We start from the raw sequence: 14,052 nt of genomic DNA on the forward strand, positions 1-14,052 counted from the left end.
ATCAATTCACCTCAAATTGATTTTTTTATACCAAGTGGTATAATTATTTATTATTAAATTTTAAGGAGGATGATAGGTTTGAATAGATTATATTATCTTTTTCTATCCTTTATAATCTACTCATTTTTTGGTTGGACTATAGAAGTATTATATCATATTTATAAAAATAAACGTTTTATAAATCGAGGATTTTTATACGGTCCAGTTTGTCCAATATATGGTTTTTCAGCAGTTATATTTATAATTTCTTTAACTCCCTTTAAAACCAACTTTATATTAACCTTTTTAATAGGTTCAATAATTGCCACTATCATTGAATACATAACCGGATACTTACTTGAAATCTTATTCCATTCAAAGTGGTGGGATTATTCAAACGAAAAATTTAATATAAAAGGTTACGTATGTTTAAAATTCTCCATTTATTGGGGTATATTCGCAGTAATTTTTATGAATTTGATTCATCCAAAAATAAACAAAGTTATATTATATATAAGTGAGAGATATGGAGAATGGATATATAATATCTTATTTGCCTGTATTTTAATAGATGCTGTTTTAACTATAAATAGCCTATTCCAATTAAAATCAATCTATATTGAATTACAAGAAATTCTAACTGAAATTAAAAATACATTAGATAAACTTAGCGAGTCTGTAAGTTCAGAAACTAAATTTAAACTTGAAAATAAAATTGAAAATCTAAACTTTATAAAAGAAAAAATACTAAACAGATTAAGCTTTAAACAAAAATTACTTTTACGTGCATATCCTAAGATTAAATCAAATAAATTTGAAAATGCACTTCAATATATTAAAGAAAAGTATCGGATAAATAACTAAAATAAATTGGGTCCTATAGTGGATTTTAGAAAAATTTTCTCCTTTAAAATCCATTATAGGACCCTTTACCATTTTGTTTTACAACTATTCAGTAAGTAGGGATAACCCCTATTTCATTGTTATTGCTCTTGCTGGACAATAACTTACACACTTTCCACATCCAACACATTTGTTTTCATCTACCTTTGAAATACCTCCACCAAAAAATCCTGCTTTATCTTGAGTTATAGCACCTACTGGGCAAACTCTCTTGGCAGGACAAAATGGTGATCTATCACATTTTTGTGGATCAATATAAGCCTTCTTCATTTTTACTCCTCCTTCTATACCTCTATGGGGTATGTTATAATTATAATATATGTATTCTATTTTATCAAGTTTTTTAAATAATATTTTTTATATTCTACACCTCCTCTTACTATCTATTTTTAATTTATGTGATTTAAAAATATTTAATTCTACTACTAAATGCAAATTTTTTTGCACAATTTAATAATTTTATTAAAAAATTATTAAAATTATTGTTGACTTTTTTCGAATTTTCTGTAATTATAAAAATATACGACAAAATTTTTGCATGAGGGGGATTATTATGGAACTAAAACTCGACATGATTCAAACGGTCGGACTTGCCGTAGTAGTTTACTACTTGGGTGTGTATATACGCTCAAAGGTAAAAGTACTTGAAAAGTTCTGTATACCTGCACCAGTTGTTGGTGGATTACTATTTGCAATAGTAAATTTAATCCTAAGAGAAAATGGAATCCTAAAACTCACTCTTGACACTACTCTTCAAAAACCATTTATGCTTGTATTCTTTACAACAATCGGTCTTACTGCCAGCTTAAAGCTTCTTAAAAAAGGTGGGCTTGCTGTATTGGTATTCTTCCTATGTACTGTGGTTCTTGTGCTTCTACAAGATACATTAGGAGTACTTGTAGCAAAGGCTGTTGGAGCTAACCCATTGCTTGGACTTATAGCTGGTTCAGTAACAATGATAGGAGGACACGGTACAGGTGCAGCATTTGGAGAACTATTTGAAAAATCCTATGGATTTAATGGTGCTGTGACTGCTGCAATGGCAGCCGCTACATTTGGACTTATTATAGGAAGCTTAATTGGTGGTCCAATAGGCAGAAAACTTATAGTTAAAAACAATCTAAAATCCCATGCTTCAGACTACTTAGATGAAGTAGCTATTACAACTGATGTTGTAAATTATGAAGAAATGTTTAAAACATTTGCAGTAATTATAATTTCAATGTCACTTGGTGCTGTACTTGAATTATGGTTTAAGAGTAAAAACATCACTCTACCATCCTACATAAATGCAATGATTATAGCAGCAATAATTTTAAATATTGGAGAATCAACAGGAAAATATCATATAAACCAAAAATGTGCCGATATATTAGGCTCAATAGGATTAAACGTATTCCTATCTATGGCTCTAATAGGACTTAAACTTTGGGAACTTAAAGAAGTTGCAGGTCCAATGCTTGCAATACTAATTGTGCAAGCACTACTTATGGCTCTGTTTGCATATTTCATCATATTTAGATTCAATGGTAAAGATTATGATGCAGCTGTAATGGCAGCAGGTTCTTGCGGGTTTGGTATGGGAGCAACTCCAAATGCTATGGCAAATATGACTGCCATTTCTGAAAAATTTGGTCCTGCTCCAAAGGCATTCTTCGTAATACCAATAGTTGGTGCATTCCTAATAGACTTTACAAACTCAATAATTATTACAACATTTGCAAACTTTATAAAATAATTTAAGGGGCGATTATTCGCCCCTTATTATTTCTTCAAGTGATTTAACAAATCTTTGACACTGTTCCATTGTCCCAACTGTAACTCTAAGCCACCCCGGCATATCAAACAAAGAACCAGGTCTTACAATTACACCTTTTCTTAAAAGTTTATTAAATACCTCCATATCATCTTTACCTGTATCAACCATAACAAAATTTGCTTGGCTTTCTATAAACTTTAACCCTAATCTATTAAATTCCTTATAATAATATTGCCTTCCCTCTTCGTTTTTTTCAACAACAAATTTTAAAAATTCCTTATCCTGTAAAGCTGCTATACCTGCCTCCTGTGCAATTAAATTTGTATCAAAGGGACCTATAACTGAATTCATATATTGAGTAATTTCTTCGCTTGCAATTCCATAACCTAATCTTAAACCCGCAAGACCGTATGCCTTTGAAAAAGTTCTTAAAATTACAATATTTTTATATTTATCAAGAAGTGGTACTGTTTCAGGATAGTCTTTGTCATTTACATATTCACGATACGCTTCATCAATTACAACAATAATATCATCTGGTATATTTTCTAATGCCCACAATAATTCATTTCTTTTAACAATAGTACCAATAGGATTATTGGGAGTAGCAAACCATATAATTTTTGTTTTATCTGTTATTGCATTTACCATTGCCTCAACATCTAATCTATAATCCTTCATTTTAACCTTTATTACTTTTCCACCCATTATTTTAGCAGAATCCTCATATCTTTGAAATGATATATCTCCCATTATAATTTCATCATCTTTATCAATAAAAACACTGCATAAAACCCTTATTAATAGGTCAGAACCTGTGCCACAAAATATCATTGATGGTTTAACCCCAATATGTTCAGCAAGAGCTTTTTTTAACTCATAGTTTGATGCATCTGGATATAAATTGATTGAATCAACTGCACTGTACATTGCTTTTTTTACTTTTTCTGAACAACCATATGGATTTTCATTAGAAGCAAGTTTTATTATGTCTACTAATCCTAACTGCCTTTTTACTTCACTTATCGGTTTACCAGCTTGATAAGGCCTTACCCCTTTAATAGCCTCTCTTACCTTCAATGTTACCCCCTCCTTAATAAAAATAAGCTTGCCTACTATTATAATAACTAATTTTTAGCCTCTACTCAACTATAATTATTGAATATTTTGAATTTTATTTATGTATAAGTTAAAATAATAGGCAAGGATTAATCCTCGCCTATTATTTTAACTTCTGTCTCAAGCTTTACTCCAAACTTTTCATATACAACATCTTGAACGTGTTTTATAACTTCTAAAACATCTTTTGCTGTTGCATTCTCATAATTTATTACAAAACCTGCGTGCTTTTCTGATACCATCGCACCACCACATCTATATCCCTTAAGTCCTGAATCTTCAATAAGTTTACCTGCAAAATATCCAGTTGGTCTTTTAAATGTACTTCCTGCACTTGGGTAATTTAAAGGCTGTTTTTCTATTCTACGTCTATTTAGTTCCTCCATATTGCTCTTAATCTCATCATAATTACCCTTTTCAAGATTAAAACAAGCCTCAACTACCACAAGGTTTTCCTCTTGAACCCTGCTATGCCTATATGATAAATTTAAATCTTCCTTTGTTAATTTTATTAATTCTAAATTATCATTTACACATTCTGCCCAATCGATAATATCCTTTATTTCGCCTCCGTATGCCCCTGCATTCATAGCAACGGCACCTCCAACCGTACCTGGAATTCCAGAGGCAAATTCCATCCCCTTTAGAGAATTTAGCAGGGCTTCCCTTGCAGTATTTGAGAGAGAAGCACCCCCTCCTGCAATAATTTTATTATCCTTTACTATAATATAATCAAGTCCAGTCAATTTTAGAATAACTCCTCTAAAACCACCATCTTTTACTATTAAATTACTTCCTTTACCTATTATAAAATAAGGAATATTGTATTTTTTTATAAGCTCTAAAGCCTTTATTAGCTTTTCTTTTGAGTTTGGAATTATCATAATATCACAGGGTCCACCAACTTTAAAGGAAGTATGATTCTTCATAGGTTCATTAAATTTTATTTCACTTTCATCAAAAAAGGATTTTACTTCTATTTTAAGTTCATCTATATTCATCATTTCAACTCCTTTTAATTTTTTAAGCAATTTTAAGTATATATATAATTAATGCAGAAATCAAGAATAATGTTACAAATTAATGCTTCTATTATAAGTTATATGTCAACTTTTTACTTACTATATATTTAAAATTATAGCCCTATGAATGGATTAAAATCATTAAATCCTTCACAGGGCTAATTATTTAACTATTTATTTCTTCTAAGTTTAAGAAATCTTTTTAATCTCTCAACATCGGTGCTTATTATATTCTCTTCGGTTACTCCACACTCCTTTAACATATTTAAAGCCTCTTTAAACTCACCTATATGATAACATATATGTGCATCACTACCTAATGTAAGTAGGTTTCCCATATCAACAGCCATCCTTGCTATTTCACTACAGTTTTGATAGCTCCCTGGTCTTGATATTCCAAGCGAACTATTATTAATTTCTATTAAAACATTGTAATCCTTTGCTGCCTTTAAAACTTCTTTTTTATCAATCTCAAAGGCTGGATTTCCTGGATGTGCAATTATATCAACTATTCCACTTTTAATTGCACCTATAATAGCCCTTGTATTGTCCTTTTTACTCCCTGGCGTAATACAAACATCGTGTAGACTGGCTACAACTATATCCAGTCTTGACAATCTCTCTTCATCTAAATCTAATCTACCGTCATAATCTATAATATTTGCTTCAACACCCTTTAAAACCTCAACTCCATTTATTTCACTTGGAATTGCCTTAAGGTTACCAAAATAGAAAATGTGAGGGCCTCCTGGCATTGCTGGTCCGTGATCAGTTAATGCAATAAGCTTTATTCCCTTCTTACTTGCCTCTAAACAATTTTCTAATAAAGTACTATAAGCGTGGCCACTTGCTATAGTATGGGTATGTGTATCAACAAGTATCTTCATTTATATCACTCCTAAGAATTTATTTCATTAATCATTATACATTATTGTTAAGTTTTGTTAAAGATTATTATTTTTAAAATAATTATAAATAGATAACGCGGCCTTTTCATTCATTCCATCTACTTCCAAAAGTTCATCTATGCTTGCTTTTTTTATTTCCTCTATACTATTAAAATGCTTTAAAAGTGCCATTTTTCTCTTTTTACCTATTTCAGGTATATCATCTAAAATAGATGATATGGTATTTTTAGCTTTTAATCCCCTATGATAACTTATTGCAAATCTATGCACTTCCTCTTGAACTGCAGAAATAAATCTATATAAATACGAGTGTCTATCTAAAACTATCTCTCTACCTTCATAAAAGAGTGCCTTTGTTTTATGTTTATCATCCTTTACCATTCCACATATAGGTATTACTAATCCCATTTCCTCAAAAACTCTTTTAACAGCCTTTACTTGCAGTTCTCCCCCATCAAGCAGTATTAGATCTGGAAAGATTGAAAACTTTCCCTCATCTAATAACTTTTCTTCATCTAAAAGATTTTTAACTTCTTCTAATCCTCTTTTAAACCTTCTCTCAACTATTTCAGCCATACTATTAAAATCATCTGCACCAATTACTGTTTTTATCTTAAATCTCCTGTACTGCTTTTTATTTGGCTTTCCATTTTCAAAAACCACCATCCCACCTACACTATCTGTCCCCTGTATATTAGAGATATCATAGGCTTCAATTCTCTTGGGTAGTATATCCAAATTAAGTAATCTTTTAAGTTCATATAAAACAAATTCTGTCTTTAATTTTTCCTCCTGTATTTTATTTCTTATATTTCTAAGTGCCTCATAGGCATTCTTTTTAGCAAGCTCGATAATTTCACTTTTTTCTCCTCTTTTTGGAACTTTAACAGTAACTTTACTTCCCCTCTTGCTTGTTAAATACGATTCAATTATATTTACCTCTGGTATTTCATTAGATAAAAGTATCTCCTTAGGTATAAACTCTCTCTCCTCATAAAACTGAACTATAAATTGAGACACAGCATCTTCATTTACATCTTCAAAATAAAAATTTTCTCTTCCAAGCAACTTACCATTTCTAATAAAAAATACTTCAAAGGACATACCATCATCATCTTTAGCATAGGCAATAACATCCTCATCCTCTAAATTGCTGGATATAATTCTTTGCTTCTCTTGTATCTTCTTAATAGAATTTATTTGATCTCTGTATTCTGCAGCCTTTTCAAAATTTAACTTACTGGATTCATCATACATCTTTTCTTCTAAAATTTTAATTAGCTCATCATATTTACCCTGAAGAAGTTTAATAACTTCTTCAACTATCTGCCTGTACTCTATAACATCAATCTTTCCCGTACAGGGTGCTAAACATCTATTTATATGGTAGTTCAAGCAAGGTCTATCTACTTCAACACCATACTTTAAACTTTTTCTGCAGGTTCTTAATTTAAATAGTTTCCTAATTAAATTTATAGTTTCCTTTACTGCCGAAACATCAGTAAAAGGCCCAAAATATTTTGAACCATCCTTCTCATATTTTCTTGTTATAAAAACTCGTGGATATTCCTCATTAAGAGTAACCTTTATAAAGGGATATTGTTTGTCATCTTTAAGAAGAATGTTATATTTTGGTTTATATTTTTTAATTAAATTACACTCTAAAATAAGAGCCTCAAGTTCTGAATTAGTTATAATGTATTCAAAATCTGAAATGTTTGAAACCATTACTCTTACCTTAGGTGGATGATTGCTGCCTTTAAAATACTGTCTGACTCTATTTTTTAGATTTATTGCCTTACCAACATAAATAATTTCACCAAGTTCATTTTTCATAATATAAACACCTGGTTGTTCAGGCAAATTTTTTAACCTTTCTTCAAACATTAAATCAGCTCCTACTTATAGTTAGTTATAATGATAGGTAATCTCCAAGCAACATAAACTAAAAAGGTTAATATTATAGCCGATTCAATTATATTGCCAAGCCAAGAACCAACTTTAAATGTGAAGGGCATTTTAAACTTCTTTTTTTTAAAAGGATACATTATTGGTATACCCTTACTCGTAAACATATCTGCAATTAGATGCATTATATATCCTAATGAAAATGGAATTATACATTCCCTAAATCCATATAAAATTGCAGCATATCCAAATAAAGAAACAAAACAAATAAAACCAAATAAACTATGCGTAAGGCCATTCCTATGTGTAGACAACCCAATAAGGACACTAAAAAAAGAGAGTATTTTAAAATAGGTATAATTAAAGTAAAACGAATTTATTAGATATATAACAACTCCTAAAGTAATATAAAATGTCGTCTTTGTTAATTTATTTTTAAAAGGAAGTATATACTGATTTATGAAACTCTTTGGATGGTCAATATCAGGCAAAAGTGAAGCTAACGCACAAGCAACTAAAGCACCTGTTGTTAAGGATAATTTAAAGTATTCTGATAATATAACAGTAAACATAACTCCAATACCTAAGTGCGTTTTGCCAGTCATTTGTTTGCTCCTTCTGTTTACATAATCTCAATAATAGTATATTACAAAAGAAGCAAGCGAACAAGTGTTTTGTTATCTGTTTAAATAATGTGATATAGCCTCCTTTGCTATGTCTAATGCCCTACCAGAACCAGCACCTGCATTTTCAACTACAACCGCTATAACAATTTGTGGATTGTTTGCTGGTGCAAATGCAACAAACCAAGAATGTGCCTCCTTACCAATTGCATTTTCAGCAGTACCTGTTTTTGCTGCTATTGGTATACTGTTTCTTGCTTTTTTTGCAGTACCCTCTTTTACTGTTAAAATCATATAATTCTTAATTGTTTCTGCAGTTTTTAAATCAATTGCATCTGCCAATTTTTCAGGTTTTGTTTTATACTTTAAATTACCTTTATAATTAACAATTGAATCTAAAATATATGGTTGCATTATTTTACCCTCATTTGCTACTGCACACGTCATAAGTGCCATAGTCATTGGGTTTGCCTTAACCTCGTGCTGTCCTATTGCACTTATACCTACCGAAAACTCATCCCTTTCATTAAATTCATATAACGCAGGTTTTATCTTTATCTTTGCAAAATCATCCTTAATATAAATTTCTTTATTAAATAGGAATTTCTCTGCTTCATTCTTTAATACATCATAACCAAGTTTTAATCCTAATTTAGCAAATGTATTATTACAGGACACCTTAAAGGCATTTTTAATATCTACTTTTCCGTGTTTTTCTTCCCTATAATCCTTTATAATCTTGTCTCCAACTTTTAAAATGCCGTTACAATTATTTATATAACTATCTATGCCTTCTATATTTTCAAGAGCCGCTGCTGTAGTAACGATTTTAAATACAGAGCCAGGAGGATAATATTCCTGAATTGCTCTATTTAAAAAAGGTTTACCAATATTGTCATTAGAATATTCATTAAAGTTTTCATCTATTTTATTTGGATTTATTGATGGTTTTGAAACCATAGCTAATATTTCTCCAGTTTTTGGGTTAATACACACTGCTGCTCCCTTATCATTTCTAAAACTATTATATATTTTATTTTGAAGTTTTGAGTCTATTGTTAAAACTACATTATCTCCTTTTTTCTTTTGACCTAAAACTGATTGTCTAAGGCTACCAAAAACATCAACAAAATCTCCTAAAAACTGTTCTCTTCCAAGTAGAATGTTATTATAAAATGCCTCAACACCAGCTTTGCCAAATTTATAACTTATATACCCTGTCACATTTCCAAAAGAACTTCCAAAGGGATATTTTCTTTCACCCTTCTTATCCGTTTCTGCTAAAATTTCACCATATCTATCTAATATCATACCCCTTATTGTATTTTTTTCTTCTTCTATTACTCTTTTATTAGAACTATCATATTTAATTTTATCTGCAGTATATAAATTAAAATATATTAAGTAAGTTATTATTGATAAAAAGCATAAAACAAAGAAGACAATAACTTTTTTAATATTTTCTTCCCTATCCTTCATTTTTATCTCCCTTCAGAAATTTTATATAGAACACCTAAAGATAAAAAGTTTAATAGCATAGAACTTCCACCATAACTTACAAAGGGTAATGTTATCCCCGTCATAGGTATCATTTTTGTTACCCCACCAATTACTACAAAAACCTGAAAGGCCATCATACTTGAAATACCTACCGCTACAAGTTGTGAGAAATTATCCTTTGAATAAATTGCAGTTCTAAGACCTCTATACACAAGCAAAAAATATAGAATTATTAGAGCAGAGGCACCAATTAATCCAAATTCCTCAGCAATTGCAGAAAATATAAAGTCATTTATTGCAAGAGGAATTAGATAAGGATAACCAAGACCAAGGCCTCGACCAAATAGACCACCAGATGCTATAGCAAATAGGGATTGACAAATCTGATAACCTTTGTCCAGTTTATATTTCCAAGGATTTAACCATATTTGTACCCTAATTCTAACGTGATTAAATATGAAATAACTTAAAAGTCCACCTAAACTGAAGGCTAAAAGGCCTAATCCCACATATTTGGCTTTAGAGGTTGCTATATATAACATTACAAGATAAATACCAAAGAAAATAAGTGCAGCACCCAAATCCTTCTCTAAAACCAAAAATCCTATTGCCAAGAAGATAAAAATAACAGTCTCTATTATATCTCTTTTATTTATCTGTTTTGAAAGTGCTGAAGCTAAATATAAAATAATGAAAAATTTAGCTATTTCCGAAGGCTGAAAACTAAAGGTCCCTATTACAATCCAGTTTTTTGAACCTTTTATTTCCTTTCCAATAAATAGAGTTGACATAAGAAGTGAAAGTGCAATAAATATATATATATACTTATACCTTGAGATTCTTATCATTTTAGGAGCAATAAATAGTATAATCATAAAAATTGTAATACCTATAGTGAACCAAGTCATCTGCTTTAAAGCATAGCGTGGAATTTCAAAGTTTTTTGTTTTTATATCGAGTCTATATATCATTACAATTCCTATTTGACATAGCAATACTGAAATTAAAAATAAAAATTTATCTCCTCTTGGATAAAATTTTCTTATAATAAAACTTGAATATGCAATTAAAATTATTGATGACAAACAAAAAATTAGCGGAACTAAATCTATTTTTTCTGTAATAAAACATAAATTAAAAAATAAAAAGAAGGTTACAAAATAAATGCTATGTAGCACCTTTTTTTCAAGTTCCATAATATTACACCTCTATATTACCTTAAATGTAATTCTGCCTATTTCAATTAAATCTCCTTCAGATATTTTAGTCAGCCTAACAATCCTATTACCATTTACATACGTACCATTTGTACTATCTAAATCCTTTATGTACATATCATCCTCTAATATAATTTTTGCGTGATAGTTAGAAACATACGCATCTTCTATTACAATTGAATTATCTTCTTTTCTTCCAATTGTAATGCTATCCCTTATAGGATAAACACTGCCCCTTGAAATATTTATATCCTCTGGAGCATCAAGAACTTCAAGAGCTAAATCCATATCCTCCTTTAATCTCCCTTTTCTTTTTAAATCTATATACATAAGTCTTATTATTCTAAATATAATTACATAGATAATTGCTATTATAATAAATTTTAATGCTGTTGAAACATATCTTACCATATCAACACCCCATATTCTTTTTTAAATATTATACCATATTTTATATTTTTAAACCAAAAATAAAAGTAAACAAAAGCTATACTCCTTTTGTTTACTTCTTTAATATTTATGAAACTTTATTCTTATTTTTATACATTTTAAAATCTGTATTTCTAAATAAATTAGCTTCTCCCTGACCGTCATACATCTCTATACCATAGGAAAAATCTAAAATTATTTTTACATCATCAATAAATAGTGGATTATTTTTTAATTCTAATTTAACCTTGTATATTAAAGCTTCAACCTTTTTATAATCCTCTTCAAAAAGAAGAATAAACTCATCTCCTCCATAACGTATTATTTCAGCAGTATTTTGCATTTCATTTTTAAGTATTTTAGCAAAATGTTTTATAGCACTATCTCCTGCCTCGTGCCCAAACTTATCATTTATCTGTTTAAACTTATTTAAGTCCATAAGTGCCATACCAAATTCAATATTATTTTTGTTATATCTTTGGATCAATTCCTTAATTCTTTTATTGTAATAGGCTGCATTCTTAAGACCTGTCATATAATCGGTTACTACACTAAGTTTTATTGTTTCAAGTTGACATATATTTTTATATTTTAAAAACATATTATTCACAAGAAGATTAAAGGTCTTTACCTGTTCTAAATTAAAATACCAATCACTTTTAGAATCATTACAGAGAACAAAATAATATAAGCCCTCATCGTCCATTATCTTTGAAACAATACAGGATTTTGTGCATTCGTTATTTAAATTTATTACTCCGCTATCCATTCTAAAATTATCTACTAATTCCTTTATAAAACCTACTCCTTTTTCCTTTAAATCACTGTCTGAATATATAACTAAAACCTGCTGTGTATCATAGGAAAATACTAACAAACACTTAGAGAGGAAGTACTTGTTCAATACATCTGAAGCTGTTTTAAACAAATCCTCTATATTTTGACAAGAAGAAATACTAAAGGACAGTTCTTCAAAAATTTCATAATCCCTACTCTTTCTTGTTTCAAGAAGTATTTGTTTTCTTTGTAATGAAAGCAGTCTAAAGAAATTAAGAGGATTTGATAAAACATTAAACTCATCTATTCTATAGTTTTCTAATATAGTTCTTTTAAGTGCCTCAAACTGTTTTTCTAAACAATACTTTTCTGCAATATTTTTTGCCATATTAAATTTAGATTCATCCATCGATAAACTATAATAATATGTTAAAAACTCCATAAGAATAATCTGTACATATAAATTATCGCTTCCCTTTTGGATTAACAAATCAATTGTCTTATGGAATAAATCAAGTCCATCTTGATATTTATTATAATTTATAAGAGCATCTAAAAGTAACTTTTTACTTCTTTTAATATAATGCTCATTTTCATCTGTATATTTGTATGCTAATTTTAAATAATATTCAGCCCTATTTATATCATTTTTATATATCAAATAATCAATTCCTAAGTCAGTATATACCTTGCTTAAGTTGTGTACTTCATTAACTCTATTAATATAATTAATATTCTCAAGAATATCCTTACTCAATTCCTGCATATATATTGAAGCCTCTATATCACCCAAAAACTTACAAGTCAAGGCTATATTATCAAAGGTTTTAACTGATTCATCTAAAAGCTTCGTTACATTGCTAAGATTTGTTAAAATATTTATTGCTCTTTTAAAGGTTTCAAGAGAAGATTTAAAATCTCCCTTTAAAAACTCACCATAACCTAAGGTGTTTAATAACTTAATATATTCCATCTTATCTTCAATGTGTTCTATACATCTTATAGCCTTTTCAAAATAATATGAGGCTCTTTCAAAATTTCCCTTTGTGACATAAATAATACCAGCATTTTTATATGTTGAAAAAACAACATCAGGAATGTTTATCTCATCTGCAATATTTAGGGCTCTGTTAATATATTTTACAGAATCATCTATTCTTTCAATATTATGGTAGTGATATGATATAGCATTAAGTATAGCAATTTCTGCAAGCTTGTCTACTCCTTTTACAAGCCTTAGAGCCTTTAAAAAATATGCCTCCGAGCCGCTTATAAATATATCCTTTGTCTTTTGTAGAAAATTTGCAGTTAAAGAATATATGCACATCCTTTCATAATCTGTACATTCATTCTTTTTTATATAATTTAGAGCATACTTTAAATACTGTTCAGCCATCTCATAATTATTTGTATCAAAATAATAGAAGGATAGAAAAGCATTTATATAAAATACATACTTTCCCTCAAATGTTTCAATATTTTTTTCTACTTCGTCAAAATAATTAGAAGAAGTTTCTCTATTATTTAAGTATGTAATCATTTGTTTAACCAAATAGTCAATATTAAAAATAGGATATTCATCGTAATCTATATCATCTTCTAATAAATTTCTAAATCTAATGTTTAAAGCATCTCTATTTTGTTTTATGATGTGAAATTTAATATCAATATTAGGAGATATAAAAAATATAGGTTCTTTAGATAAATCATATATTTCACTTAAAATACTCATAGCACTTCCCCCAAATCACTTCCTTAACCTAATTATAATAAATTTTTTAATTTTTTTAAATATATGATTTTACAATATATTTAATTAAAGCAAAGGGTTCCCTTAAATATCCATAAATTTCATCACCAATGTGATTTTTAACAAACACTCATAAAGCCAATATTCTTAAAACAAAT

Annotated in this window: 12 protein-coding genes; 2 read left to right on the plus strand and 10 right to left on the minus strand. The window is 29.1% G+C overall.

Annotated elements, in window-relative coordinates; all coding sequences use genetic code 11:
- Nucleotides 1-78 precede the first annotated feature (78 nt).
- Entirely contained in the window at nt 79-843 is a 765-nt protein-coding gene (locus JG776_RS00700; RefSeq protein WP_291963933.1) for a putative ABC transporter permease, read from the plus strand.
- A 108-nt stretch (nt 844-951) separates the two neighbouring features.
- Here the strand turns inward: JG776_RS00700 and JG776_RS00705 are convergent, their stop codons facing one another.
- Nucleotides 952-1,152 (minus strand): 4Fe-4S binding protein, encoded by a 201-nt coding sequence (locus JG776_RS00705; protein ID WP_291963934.1) that lies wholly within the window; start codon nt 1,150-1,152, stop codon nt 952-954.
- 283 nt (nt 1,153-1,435) lie between these two features.
- Between JG776_RS00705 and gltS the strand changes: the two genes are divergently transcribed.
- Nucleotides 1,436-2,620, plus strand: a complete 1,185-nt coding sequence (gene gltS, locus JG776_RS00710; protein ID WP_291963935.1) for a sodium/glutamate symporter — start codon at nt 1,436-1,438, stop codon at nt 2,618-2,620.
- Nucleotides 2,621-2,632: 12 nt separating this feature from the next.
- Here the strand turns inward: gltS and hisC are convergent, their stop codons facing one another.
- The 9 genes from hisC to JG776_RS00755 all read right to left on the minus strand — a co-directional run bounded on the left by hisC (nt 2,633) and on the right by JG776_RS00755 (nt 13,876).
- Nucleotides 2,633-3,721, minus strand: a complete 1,089-nt coding sequence (gene hisC / locus JG776_RS00715; protein ID WP_291963936.1) for a histidinol-phosphate transaminase — start codon at nt 3,719-3,721, stop codon at nt 2,633-2,635.
- Nucleotides 3,722-3,849: 128 nt separating this feature from the next.
- The gene (gene murB / locus JG776_RS00720; RefSeq protein ID WP_291963937.1) at nt 3,850-4,764 is read right to left on the minus strand and encodes a UDP-N-acetylmuramate dehydrogenase; all 915 of its coding nucleotides are present in this window, start codon (nt 4,762-4,764) and stop codon (nt 3,850-3,852) included.
- A gap of 188 nt (nt 4,765-4,952) precedes the next feature.
- Nucleotides 4,953-5,669 (minus strand): phosphatase, encoded by a 717-nt coding sequence (locus JG776_RS00725; RefSeq protein ID WP_291963938.1) that lies wholly within the window; start codon nt 5,667-5,669, stop codon nt 4,953-4,955.
- Between the two features lie 57 nt (nt 5,670-5,726).
- Nucleotides 5,727-7,577: an excinuclease ABC subunit UvrC gene (gene uvrC, locus JG776_RS00730; RefSeq protein ID WP_291963939.1), complete on the minus strand. Its 1,851-nt coding sequence runs from the start codon at nt 7,575-7,577 to the stop codon at nt 5,727-5,729.
- An 11-nt stretch (nt 7,578-7,588) separates the two neighbouring features.
- The gene (locus tag JG776_RS00735) at nt 7,589-8,203 is read right to left on the minus strand and encodes a metal-dependent hydrolase (RefSeq protein ID WP_291963940.1); all 615 of its coding nucleotides are present in this window, start codon (nt 8,201-8,203) and stop codon (nt 7,589-7,591) included.
- A gap of 72 nt (nt 8,204-8,275) precedes the next feature.
- On the minus strand, nt 8,276-9,700 hold the full coding sequence (locus JG776_RS00740) for a penicillin-binding protein 2 (protein ID WP_291963941.1): 1,425 nt from the start codon (nt 9,698-9,700) through the stop codon (nt 8,276-8,278).
- Nucleotides 9,701-9,702: 2 nt separating this feature from the next.
- Entirely contained in the window at nt 9,703-10,917 is a 1,215-nt protein-coding gene (locus tag JG776_RS00745) for an FtsW/RodA/SpoVE family cell cycle protein (protein WP_291963942.1), read from the minus strand.
- Between the two features lie 12 nt (nt 10,918-10,929).
- Complete coding sequence (locus tag JG776_RS00750) at nt 10,930-11,349, minus strand: FHA domain-containing protein (RefSeq protein WP_291963943.1); 420 nt, start codon at nt 11,347-11,349, stop codon at nt 10,930-10,932.
- A 106-nt stretch (nt 11,350-11,455) separates the two neighbouring features.
- Nucleotides 11,456-13,876 carry a tetratricopeptide repeat-containing diguanylate cyclase gene (locus tag JG776_RS00755; protein WP_291963944.1) on the minus strand — a complete coding sequence of 807 codons (2,421 nt, stop codon included), beginning with the start codon at nt 13,874-13,876 and terminating at the stop codon, nt 11,456-11,458.
- Between the last annotated feature and the right edge of the window lie 176 nt (nt 13,877-14,052).

This window comes from Caloramator sp. (assembly GCF_020054765.1).
In the GTDB taxonomy this organism is placed as follows: Bacteria; Bacillota; Clostridia; order Clostridiales; family Caloramatoraceae; genus Thermobrachium; species Thermobrachium proteoclasticum.